Origin of the sequence: Neoroseomonas rubea (assembly GCF_016106015.1) — a bacterium.
Lineage (GTDB): Bacteria > Pseudomonadota > Alphaproteobacteria > Acetobacterales > Acetobacteraceae > Neoroseomonas > Neoroseomonas rubea.
Genome location: NZ_JACADQ010000740.1, coordinates 1 through 617 on the forward strand (window position 1 = coordinate 1; position 617 = coordinate 617).

The 617-nt window shown below is 80.1% G+C and carries 1 pseudogene; it reads right to left on the reverse strand.

From position 1 onward, the window contains the following. Window positions 1-473 (reverse strand): annotated as a pseudogene (locus HW577_RS26150) (hypothetical protein); the annotation flags it as partial. Window positions 474-617 lie beyond the last annotated feature (144 nt).

Here is a 617-nt window from a genome sequence, read left to right on the forward strand (position 1 = left end):
TGCCCTTCCGATCTCCGACGCCCCCGCCATGCGGCGAGGCCTTCCGTCGCGGCCTCGCCGCATGGCGGGGGCGTCGGCTGCGCGGCGAGCATGATGGCGGCGGGATCGGTCGCCTGCGGCGTCGCGTCTGCCGGCACGCCGGCCTGCGCCGCGGCGGGTGGCGGCTGTGGGGCGGCCGGCTTCGCGATGACCGTGGTGGACGGTGTCGGGATGGCGGCCTGGCCCGCAGCGACAGGCGCCGCGTCCGCCGCGAGCGCCTGCCCGGGCGTGCCCGGCATGGACGTTGCGCTCCCCGCCTGTGCCGCGGGGGATGCGGGGCGGTTCGCCGCCGCGCCCGGGTGATGACCGGGCTGGCCCGGCGCGCCGGTCGCTTCGGCGAGCATCGCGGCGAAGGAGCCGTCGCCCGTCGCGGCCGTGGCCGGCGAAGACGGCGGCGCCGTGGTCGGTGGCGCGAGGCTCTGGAGTGCGTCCATCCGGTCGTTGGTCCTTCCGCGCCTGACCCGGGGCGACCGGGCCGGCGCCCGCTGCGGCGCTGGTGATCCTCGGCGCCGGAAACCCCGCGCCTCGGCCGCCCTGCCGCAAGGCCCGTGCCAGCGCCGCGCCGCGTGCGGGGCGGC